This window comes from Methylobacterium sp. WL19, from assembly GCF_008040005.1.
Taxonomy (GTDB): domain Bacteria; phylum Pseudomonadota; class Alphaproteobacteria; order Rhizobiales; family Beijerinckiaceae; genus Methylobacterium; species Methylobacterium bullatum.
Map to the genome: position 1 here is coordinate 43,530 of NZ_VRVC01000014.1, position 8,876 is coordinate 52,405.

At 67.1% G+C, this 8,876-nt stretch carries 10 protein-coding genes; 6 read left to right on the top strand and 4 right to left on the bottom strand.

Annotated features, from left to right (window positions below; genetic code table 11):
* Positions 1-38: 38 nt before the first annotated feature.
* A complete protein-coding gene (locus FV220_RS04960) occupies positions 39-1,424 on the bottom strand; it encodes an ActS/PrrB/RegB family redox-sensitive histidine kinase (protein WP_056147209.1) in 1,386 nt (461 codons plus the stop codon).
* Positions 1,425-1,640: 216 nt separating this feature from the next.
* Between FV220_RS04960 and phaZ the strand changes: the two genes are divergently transcribed.
* Together phaZ and FV220_RS04970 are read left to right on the top strand one after the other, a co-directional pair.
* The gene (phaZ, locus tag FV220_RS04965; RefSeq protein ID WP_056161120.1) at positions 1,641-2,909 is read left to right on the top strand and encodes a polyhydroxyalkanoate depolymerase; all 1,269 of its coding nucleotides are present in this window, start codon (positions 1,641-1,643) and stop codon (positions 2,907-2,909) included.
* An 82-nt stretch (positions 2,910-2,991) separates the two neighbouring features.
* Positions 2,992-3,726, top strand: a complete 735-nt coding sequence (locus FV220_RS04970; RefSeq protein WP_018042060.1) for a SprT family zinc-dependent metalloprotease — start codon at positions 2,992-2,994, stop codon at positions 3,724-3,726.
* Positions 3,727-3,762: 36 nt separating this feature from the next.
* On the opposite strand, the gene FV220_RS04975 is transcribed toward FV220_RS04970, so the two are convergent.
* Positions 3,763-4,140 carry a hypothetical protein gene (locus FV220_RS04975; protein WP_018042061.1) on the bottom strand — a complete coding sequence of 126 codons (378 nt, stop codon included), beginning with the start codon at positions 4,138-4,140 and terminating at the stop codon, positions 3,763-3,765.
* A 276-nt stretch (positions 4,141-4,416) separates the two neighbouring features.
* Here FV220_RS04975 and FV220_RS04980 point away from each other — a divergent pair, with 276 nt between their 5' ends.
* Positions 4,417-4,896, top strand: coding sequence for an invasion associated locus B family protein (locus FV220_RS04980; RefSeq protein ID WP_043764423.1), 480 nt, complete (start codon positions 4,417-4,419; stop codon positions 4,894-4,896).
* Between the two features lie 44 nt (positions 4,897-4,940).
* Complete coding sequence (locus FV220_RS04985; RefSeq protein ID WP_056147206.1) at positions 4,941-5,591, top strand: hypothetical protein; 651 nt, start codon at positions 4,941-4,943, stop codon at positions 5,589-5,591.
* A 92-nt stretch (positions 5,592-5,683) separates the two neighbouring features.
* Here FV220_RS04985 and purC read toward each other — a convergent pair whose 3' ends face one another.
* Positions 5,684-6,478, bottom strand: a complete 795-nt coding sequence (gene purC / locus FV220_RS04990; protein ID WP_026175628.1) for a phosphoribosylaminoimidazolesuccinocarboxamide synthase — start codon at positions 6,476-6,478, stop codon at positions 5,684-5,686.
* 207 nt (positions 6,479-6,685) lie between these two features.
* Positions 6,686-7,453, bottom strand: coding sequence for an endonuclease III (gene nth, locus FV220_RS04995; RefSeq protein WP_210322675.1), 768 nt, complete (start codon positions 7,451-7,453; stop codon positions 6,686-6,688).
* 47 nt (positions 7,454-7,500) lie between these two features.
* On the opposite strand from nth, the gene FV220_RS05000 reads away from it, so the two are divergent.
* Together FV220_RS05000 and FV220_RS05005 are read left to right on the top strand one after the other, a co-directional pair.
* Positions 7,501-8,010, top strand: coding sequence for a DUF2244 domain-containing protein (locus tag FV220_RS05000; RefSeq protein WP_018042066.1), 510 nt, complete (start codon positions 7,501-7,503; stop codon positions 8,008-8,010).
* 3 nt (positions 8,011-8,013) lie between these two features.
* Positions 8,014-8,514, top strand: coding sequence for a DUF3016 domain-containing protein (locus FV220_RS05005; RefSeq protein WP_246689382.1), 501 nt, complete (start codon positions 8,014-8,016; stop codon positions 8,512-8,514).
* Positions 8,515-8,876: the final 362 nt, after the last annotated feature.

The window sequence follows — 8,876 nt, forward strand, 5'->3', positions numbered from 1 at the left end:
GACGCTCCTCCATTTTCCAAAACCGAGTTGTTGGCAACTTATATAGGGGCCGGACTGCGTTCGGTCAGGGGCACCTCGGCGTTGAATTCCGTGCCGCGCCGGGGAAGCGTGTCGCGCTCGAAGATGTGGCGCGCCCAGGATACGCGGACCACGGCTCCGGTTGCTTGGTGGCCCGACACGTTGGAGAGCGTAAGCTGCGCGCCGGAGCGTTCGATCAGGGTCTTTGCGATGAACAGACCGAGGCCGAGGCCGGCGCCGACGCTGTTCCCGCCGCGCGTTTTGTCGGGGCTTCGGGTGGTGACGTAGGGCTCGCCCGCCCGCAGCAGAATCTCGCTGGAGAAGCCCGGGCCGTCGTCGCTGATCTCGAGGGAGACCCGCTCGGCGGTCCAGCGCGCCTCGATGACGACGCGGCTGGTGGCGAAGTCCACGGCGTTGTCGACGATGTTGGCGAGGCCGAACAGCACCCCCGGATTGCGCCGGCACGCCGGCTCGATTCCGTCGCCCCGGCTGGTGACGTCGAGCGCGATGCCCATGGCGCGCTGGGGCGCCACCAGCTCCTCCACGAGATGGCTCAGGGTCACGGTCTGAAGGATGCCGGCTTCGTCCCCGTCGAGGGAGGTCAGTTTCGACAGGATGCCGCGACAGCGGTCGACTTGGTCGCGCAGGAGGTCGAGGTCGTCCTTCACGGCGGGTGAGGCCGTGGGGGCGAGCTGGCGCGTGAGTTCCTTGGTGACGAGCATGATCGTGCCGAGAGGCGTGCCGAGCTCATGCGCCGCCGCCGCCGCCAACCCGTCGAGCTGCGAAAGGTGCTGCTCGCGCGCCAGCACGAGTTCCGTGGCCGCGAGGGCCTGGGCGAGCTGCCGGGTCTCTTCGGAGACCTTCCAGGCATAGACCCCGGTGAAGGCGGTGCCGAGGAGGATCGCCGTCCACACTCCCGAGACGTAGAGGAACGGGAGTTCGAGCCGCCCGTCCGCGAACCACGGCAGCGGCCGGTGGATCAGCGCCAGCATGGTCGCGAGCCCCACCGCCAGGAGCCCCAGCGCCAGGGTCCGCTCGGGGGGCAGGGCCGTGGCCGAGATCAGCACGGGGGCGAGGAAAAGCAGCGAGAATGGGTTCTGCAGGCCGCCGGTGAGGAAAAGGAGGGCGGCGAGCTGGATGATATCGAAGGCCAGGAGCAGGGCCGCCGAATCGTCGCTCAGGCGGTAGCTCGCGGGAAACCGGATCCGCAGGGCGAGGTTCAGCCAGGAGGACGCCGCGATGACGAGGAAACACCAGCCGAAGGGCAGGGGCAGGCCGAGGCCGAACTGGGCGCCGACGACAGCTGCGCTCTGCCCGGTGATCGCGAGCCAGCGCAGGCGCACGAAGGTGTCGAGCCGAAGGTGCCGGGCATCGCGGACGAAGCCATTGGTGCTCATGTCGATCATGTCCGCTCAACGATAGCGCTCGACGGCTGCGAATCCATGGTTCGCCCGCCGATTGCGCCCATCCTTGCGCACTCCGCACCTGTACGAATGTCCCGAACCGAACGTTTCGCGAGGCGCGGCGTTCTCTACCGCGCCGGGTCGCGCCGGTAGTCGGGTCGCGCGGGTAGTCGGGTCGCGCGGGAAATCGAGACGCGGGACGACGAGGGAGGGGCGGATATGAGCTTGGCCTACACCTGGTATGAGTTCGGTCGCATGATGACGGCCCCGGCGCGCCTCGCGGCCGACATGGTCAAGCACAGCCTGCAGAATCCCGCCAACCCGCTCGCCTACTCGCCCTATGCGAAGTCCATGGCCGCGGCCTGCGAGATGTTCGAGCGCGGAACCCGGCGCTACGCCAAGCCGGCCTTCGGGCTCACCGGAACCTGGATCGACGGGGCGAGCGTGCCCGTGAGCGAGCGGGTGGTGTGGGAGAAACCGTTCTGCCGGGTCGTGACCTTCGACCGCTCCTTCGCGCGCGGCCCCTCCGAGCCGCAGCCCAAGCTCCTGATCGTGGCGCCGATGTCGGGGCACTACGCCACGCTCCTGCGCGGCACCGTGGAGGCGATGCTCCCCAATCATCAGGTCTTCATCACCGACTGGACCGATGCGCGCCTCGTGCCGATTACGGAGGGGCGGTTCGATCTCGACACCTACATCGACTACCTGAAGGAGATCTTCGTCGCCCTCGGTCCGGACCTTCACGTCATGGCCGTGTGCCAGCCGGCGGTGCCGGTGCTGGCCACCGTGGCGTTGATGGAGGCGCAAGGCACGATGCCGGTGCCGCGCTCGATGACCCTGATGGGCGGCCCCATCGACACCCGCCGCTCGCCCACCGCCGTCAACTGCCTGGCGCAGGAGCGCGGCACCGCATGGTTCGAGCGGAACTGCATCACCATGGTCCCGCTGGCGTATCCCGGTGCCCTGCGCAGCGTCTATCCGGGCTTCTTCCAGCTCGGCGGATTCATGGCGATGAACCTCGATCGTCACGTCAACGCCCATACCGAGATGTTCGATCATCTCGTCACCGGCGACGGCGATTCCGCCGAGAAGCACCGGGAATTCTACGACGAGTATCTCGCGGTGATGGACCTGACGGCGGAATTCTACCTTCAGACGATCAAGACCGTCTTCGTCGACCACGCCCTGCCGAAGGGCGAAATGCTCCATCGCGGCGAGCGGGTGGACCTCACCGCGATCCGGACATGCGCGATCCTCGCCATCGAGGGCGAGAACGACGACATCTCCGGTGTCGGCCAGACCAAGGCTTCCCTCGACCTGACCCCGAACCTGCCGCCCGAGCGCAAGGCCTATCACCTGCAGGAGCGCGTCGGCCATTACGGGGTGTTCAACGGCTCACGCTATCGCACGGTCATCGCCCCGCGCATCGCCTCCTTCATCCGCGAGATGCAGGCCTTGCCGGCTCTGGAGCGACGACCCGCTGCGTAGTGCGGGATCGGCCCCCGCAAAAGTTCTGGACGTGACCCACGCCCCGATGGCGGCGGCGGGAGGCTGCCGCTAAGCTGACGCCATGAGAGTCGCCCTGCTGCGCGGGTCCGATCCCGACCATATCGACATCCTCCACGAGGGCGCGAAGCTCCGCGTCTCCCTGCGCCGCCGCCCGGCGGCCCGCAGGCTGACCCTGCGCGTGTCGAGTGCCACCGGCGAGGTGGTGATGACCCTGCCAGCCCGGACGTCCCTCGCCGTGGCGCGCACCTTCGCGGTCAGCCATGGCGGCTGGATCGCCATGCGGCTCGCCAAGGTTCCGGACCGTGTGGCGTTCGAGGCGGGGGCGGAACTCCCGCTGCGCGGTGTCGGCCATCGCATCGTCCACCGGAGCGAGCGCGGCGGCGTGACCCTGGTGACGGAGGAGGAGGGCGGTCCGGTCCTCTCCGTGGCGTGCGAGGCGCCCCATCTGCCGCGCCGGGTCAGAGATTTTCTGGAGCGGGAGGTCCGCAAGGATCTCGCCCAGGCGGTGTCGGTCTATACGGAGAAGTTGGGCCAAGGCCCGAAACGGATCACCATCCGCGATACCCGCTCGCGCTGGGGTTCCTGCACCGCGCGTGGCGAGTTGAACTTCTCGTGGCGCCTGATCCTGGCGCCGCCCCTGGTGCTCGATTACCTCGTGGCCCACGAGATGGCCCATTTGCGCGAGATGAACCATTCCCAGCGGTTCTGGTCGCTGGTGGGATCCCTGTGCCCGCATGTGGACGAGGCCGAGCGCTGGCTCAAGCGCAACGGCGCCAGCCTCCACCGCTACGGCTGAGGCAGGGGCCGGGTCCAACCCTTGCCCAATCGTGACCTACCCGCGTGCGCGTAGTACCCGGCGGCGCTCGACCTGCTCCACCGGCCAGGTCGGACGGGCATCCACATCGCCCGGCCGCAAGGTACGGGGCGCGACGCTGTCGCAGACTTCGCGCTGACGCAGGATCGTCGGGTTGCCGAACTCGTCGAGGCGACGGACATACCCGCCATCGCGGCAGAAGCCGGCGATCTCGGCCGAATTGGAATTGATCCGGCCCCCCGGCATGCGCCGGATCGGGCGGTGCTCGACCACGAGCGGCCCGTCCCGGTTGAGCGACCGCTCCACATAGGTGGTCTCGTCGACGGGCAGGGACTCGGCCGAGGCGGGAGCGATCCCGGCGAGGATCAGGAACGCGGCGGTAGCAGGAAATCGCATGGGCTCGGTCCGTTGGCGCTTGGGGCTTTGCCCCGTGAACTAGGGCGTCATCCTGGGTAACGATAGTCCGTGAGAGTAAACTAGTGGTCACGCTTGACACAGAATAGCCGCGCATGGTCGGAACACCGCGGGTTTCATCGGGTGCCCCCCAGCCATGAGGGGTGAGGCGAGAGGGATCGGCGCGTGGGTTTTCGAGCAATGCTGGGGCGTGCGAGGCGGGTCGCCGAGGATCGGGCGACCTCTCTCGGGCGTCCGGCGCGGATCGGTCTGATCTGCATGGCCGCACTCGCCGGCATGGGGCTGGCCGGGGGCGGCCGTGCCGAGGCGCAGGGCATGGTGCGCAACACCTTCGGGGACTGGCAGCTCCGCTGCGAGACGCCGGCGGGGGCGAAGGCCGAGCAATGCGCCCTGGTCCAGTACCTCGCCGCCGAGGACCGGCCCAACCTCACCCTCGTCGTCATCGTCCTCAAGACGGCGGACAATCGCGGCTACCTGCTGCGCGTGGTGGCGCCGCTGGGCGTGCTGCTGCCCTCCGGCCTCGGCCTGAAGATCGACAAGACCGATGTCGGCCGGGCCGGGTTCGTGCGTTGCCTCACCACGGGCTGCGTCGCCGAGGTGGTCATGGACGACAACCTCATCAAGCAGTTCAGCGCCGGGGTGCAGGCCACGTTCATCGTGTTCCAGACCCCGGAAGAGGGGGTCGGCATCCCCCTGTCGATGAAGGGCTTCGGCGACGGGTTCGCCAGCTTGAAATAGGCCTGTTCCGGCGCCCCGCGCCGGAGGTTCAGCGGGATCTGAGGATGCGGACACGCGCGAAAACGGTCGGGATCGCCCTGATTGCGGGATTCCTGCCTTTGGCGGCCACAATGCCCGGGACGGCCCTGGCCGAGGACGGGAACTGGTTCACCAACATGCTCAAATACGGCGGGACCACGGTTCCGCCGTCTCAGCCCGCCGACCTCGGCGAGGTCTATTGCCCCACGGTGGACGTCGCGGAGAACGGCGCCGCCCTGCGCAGCTATGGCGGCCGGGCCGACGACAATGCCAGCCTGCGCAGCCAGATCACCCTCGGTCGTCTCGCCCGTGAATGTGTGCGCCTGGCCGATGGCTCGGTGAGCGTGAAGGTCGGCGTCGAGGGGCAGGTGCTGCTGGGGCCGCAGGGACGGCCCGGACGGTTCGAGGCCCCGGTCTATTTCACGATCAAGGCCGGGGACCAGACCATCGTCGCGCGGGCGCGCAAGGTGGCGGTGTCGATCGGACCGGGCGAGGCGCAGGGCCTGTTCACGGTGATCGAGGAGAACCTCGTGGTGCCGCGCCCCCTGAGCGAGAGCTACGAGATCGGCGTCTCGCTGCACGGAGCGCCCGGCAAGGCTGCGGCGAAGCGCAAGCGCAAGCCCGCTCCGACAAGTGCCGCCGCCCCCGCAGAGGCGGCACCCGAGGCGTCGCAATAGCGCTCCGCCACGCACTCTCCCGTCGATGCGCCACGAAAAAGGGGCCTCCGCTCGCGCGGGGCCCCTTTTTTAGGTCGTCTCGGTGAAGTCTTTTACTGAACCAGGCGCGGGCCGCCGGACTGGACCTTCTCGTTCTCGGACATGATGCCGAGACGCTTGGCCACTTCCGTATAGGCCTCGATCAGGCCGCCAAGATCCTTGCGGAAGCGGTCCTTGTCGAGCTTGTCCTGGCTCTTGATGTCCCACAGGCGGCAGGAATCCGGGGAGATCTCGTCGGCCACGACGATCCGCATCAGGTCGCCTTCCCAGAGGCGGCCGGTCTCGATCTTGAAGTCCACGAGACGGATGCCGACGCCGAGGAAGAGGCCCGACAGGAAATCGTTGACGCGGATGGCCAGCGCCATGATGTCGTCGATCTCCTGGGGCGTCGCCCAGCCGAAGGCGGTGATGTGCTCTTCCGACACCATCGGGTCGTTGAGCGCGTCGTTCTTGTAATAGAACTCGATGATCGAGCGCGGCAGCTGCGTGCCTTCCTCGAGACCGAGGCGGGTGGCGAGCGAGCCGGCGGCGACGTTGCGCACCACCACCTCGAGAGGGATGATCTCGACTTCGCGGATCAGCTGCTCGCGCATGTTGAGGCGGCGGATGAAGTGGGTCGGCACGCCGATATCGTTGAGGTGCTGGAACACGAACTCGGAGATCCGGTTGTTCAGCACACCCTTGCCGTCGATGACCTCGTGCTTCTGCGCGTTGAAGGCGGTGGCATCATCCTTGAAATGCTGGATGAGCGTTCCCGGCTCGGGTCCCTCGTACAGGACCTTCGCCTTGCCCTCGTAGATGCGACGGCGGCGGTTCATAGGCGTATACCGTGGTTTGAGGAAGTCCATGGGCCGTGACTCCTTCGGACAGTCGATGTGCGGAATCCGCGGCGTGGCGGCCTCGATGAGACCGGGCCGCGAGAACACATCGTTTGTCGAAAGCCTCGACGACCGTGGCGCAAACTACCCGAAGCGGGTTTGCAGTACAACGCGTCCGCCCGCAGCCCGGCCTTGCGGTACGAGTCGGATACGCATGACGAGGCAAGCGCCGTCCCGTCAGGCCGCGACGGTCTTGCCCGGATAGCGGCAGAGATCGGCGATGAGGCAGGTCGGGCATTCGGGCTTGCGCGCCTTGCACACGTAGCGGCCGAACAGGATCAGCCAATGGTGGGCGTTCAGGCGGAACGGCTCCGGCACGATCGCCTCCAGTCCCGCCTGGACCTTGTCCGTCGTCGCCGCGACCACGAGGGGGATGCGGTTCGAGACCCGGAAGATATGGGTGTCGACGGCGATGGTGGGCACGCCGAAGGCGACGTTCATGACCACGCTCGCGGTCTTGGTGCCGACACCCGGCAGGATCTCGAGATGCTCGCGCGAGGCCGGCACCTCTCCGCCATGCTGCTCCAGCAGGATGCGGGACAGCGCGATGACGTTCTTCGCTTTGGTGTTGAACAGGCCGATGGTGCGGATGAAGCCGCGCACCCGTTCTTCTCCCAAGTCCAGCATCGCCGCCGGCGTATCGGCAATGGCAAAGAGGGGTGCGGTGGCGAGGTTCACGCTTTTGTCGGTGGCCTGGGCCGACAGTACCACCGCTACGAGAAGCGTGAACGGGTTGAGATAGTCGAGTTCCGCCCTCGGCTCCGGGTTGGCGGCACGCAGCCGCGAAAAGATCTCGATGACCGTCTCTGCATCGGCAGGGGAGGGGGCCGTCTTCACCCCGGTGACGAGGGGGGCGGCGAGGGTCGCCGCCCGTGTGGCCTTCGGCGCGGGCGATGTCGTCGCGGTCACGGACTTCTTGAGGGGCTTCGACTGTCGGGTCTTCATCGGTGGGTTATATGTGTCCCACGGAGAGCGGCAACACGGTTCGCGACATGATCCCATCCCATCCCGACGGGCTCGACCCGAACAGCATCGATGTCCCGGTTTTTCAGGCGACCATTCGCCCGCATCAATCGCTGACCTATCATGGCTTTCGGAACGTCATGATCGGCTGCGGCGTCGTCTCGCTGGTGACGTCGATCGCCTGTGTCCAGGCGGGGTTCTGGCCGGTGGCGGGCTTTTTCGGCCTCGATATGATCGCCCTCTACGTGGCGCTGAAAACGAGCATCAGGCGCGGGCGCTCCTTCGAGGAAGTGATGATTTCGCCCATCGAGGTCATGCTCGCCCGCGTGACCCATCGCGGCGAGCGGCGCGAATGGCGCTTCAATCCCCTGTGGACCAAGCTGACCAAGGTCGAGGACGAGGAGTACGGCCTCCAGACCCTGACGCTGGTCTCGCGCCGGGAATACGTGGTGGTGGCCCGCGATGCATCGCCCCCCGTCCGTGAGCGGATCGCCGAGGGACTGACGCGGGCACTGGCGGATGTGAAGAGGGGGTACTGAGGTTTGCGCGCGTTGCTCCTGCAACTCGCCCTCGTTCTCGTCGGCTTTGCCGGCTCCGCGATCGCCGCCCCCACCGGATCGGTGGAGGTCCGCTTCATCGAGCCGGACAAATACGTCGACGCCAACAACCGGTTCAGTTCCGGCCTCAAGCCCGAGGCGACACTGGCCGAGTTGCGCCGAGTCATCGAGCAGGCTGCCTCATCCTTCCTCGCCCCCGGCGAGCGTCTGGTCGTCGAAATCTTGGATGTGGACCTAGCGGGGTTTCCCAATCCGGGTGCCAATTTCCCTTACGGCCTGCGAGTGGTCACCGATGCGACTCCTCCTTCGTTTCGCCTGCGCTACGCGCTGACGGACCGGCGCGGTCGGCGCAAAGCGTCGAACGAGGAGCGGGTGAGCGATATCAACTTCCTGCTCGGTGCCCGCGCCGCACAATCGGGCGGCTTTCCCTATGAACGCGAGTTGCTCCGGGAATGGGCGAGACGCCGGTTCGCGAACCGGCCCTGAGCGGACGCCCAGTCGGGCCAATCGACGGATGAGGCCGGGTCGAGGACACCGCAGGGGAGGGGAGACGGCATGACGAGCCGGCTCGGAAATTTCGCATCCCTCGATTTTTGCGGTTGACGCCCGCCGGGCTGGTCCGTATATCCCTGTTCATCGGCGGCGGCCAGCGGGGACTTCGGTTCGGCGGGCGGCTGTTGTGTCTTCTGGGCGATGATCGGATGGATGATCCGGCTGGTTAGCTGGGTGATCGTCTGTTTTTGTTGTCTGGTGTTGGTTCTATGTGATCTGGTTTTGCTGGATTGCCGGGGTTGACAGGGTGATTTGGGTGGCTTAGACGGCCCCCACCGCTGAGGCGCTCCACCGGA

Coding starts and splice junctions, on each gene's coding strand:
- FV220_RS04960 (WP_056147209.1), bottom strand. CDS start 1,424: ATGATCGACATGAGCACCAATGGCTTCGTCCGCGATGCCCGGCACCTT.
- phaZ (WP_056161120.1), top strand. CDS start 1,641: ATGAGCTTGGCCTACACCTGGTATGAGTTCGGTCGCATGATGACGGCC.
- FV220_RS04970 (WP_018042060.1), top strand. CDS start 2,992: ATGAGAGTCGCCCTGCTGCGCGGGTCCGATCCCGACCATATCGACATC.
- FV220_RS04975 (WP_018042061.1), bottom strand. CDS start 4,140: ATGCGATTTCCTGCTACCGCCGCGTTCCTGATCCTCGCCGGGATCGCT.
- FV220_RS04980 (WP_043764423.1), top strand. CDS start 4,417: ATGGCCGCACTCGCCGGCATGGGGCTGGCCGGGGGCGGCCGTGCCGAG.
- FV220_RS04985 (WP_056147206.1), top strand. CDS start 4,941: ATGCGGACACGCGCGAAAACGGTCGGGATCGCCCTGATTGCGGGATTC.
- purC (WP_026175628.1), bottom strand. CDS start 6,478: ATGGACTTCCTCAAACCACGGTATACGCCTATGAACCGCCGCCGTCGC.
- nth (WP_210322675.1), bottom strand. CDS start 7,453: ATGAAGACCCGACAGTCGAAGCCCCTCAAGAAGTCCGTGACCGCGACG.
- FV220_RS05000 (WP_018042066.1), top strand. CDS start 7,501: ATGATCCCATCCCATCCCGACGGGCTCGACCCGAACAGCATCGATGTC.